At 44.6% G+C, this 231-nt stretch carries 1 protein-coding gene; it reads left to right on the top strand.

What is annotated here, in order from left to right; translation table 11 throughout:
- A partial coding sequence (locus IEQ44_RS16620) for a DUF1249 domain-containing protein (RefSeq protein WP_163785613.1) occupies positions 1–185 on the top strand: 185 nt, incomplete at its 5' end.
- Positions 186–231: the final 46 nt, after the last annotated feature.

Raw genomic sequence — 231 nt, 5'->3', positions numbered from 1 at the left:
TCTATCATGATGCGATGGTCGCTGAAGTGTGTTCGAGTCAGCAGATCTTTCGCTTCAAGGCGCGGTATGATTACCCGAATAAAAAGTTGCATCAACGCGACGAAAAGCATCAAATTAACCAGTTTTTAGCCGACTGGCTAAGATATTGTTTAGCACATGGAGCAATGGCGATTCCGGTTTGTTAGCGTCATAAACCTACCTAAGGACACCATTTGGAAAGCCTGTTGAACC

Source organism: Nocardioides malaquae (assembly GCF_015070385.1).
Taxonomy (GTDB): domain Bacteria; phylum Actinomycetota; class Actinomycetes; order Propionibacteriales; family Nocardioidaceae; genus Nocardioides; species Nocardioides malaquae.
This window is presented reverse-complemented; position numbering and strand designations above follow the sequence as displayed.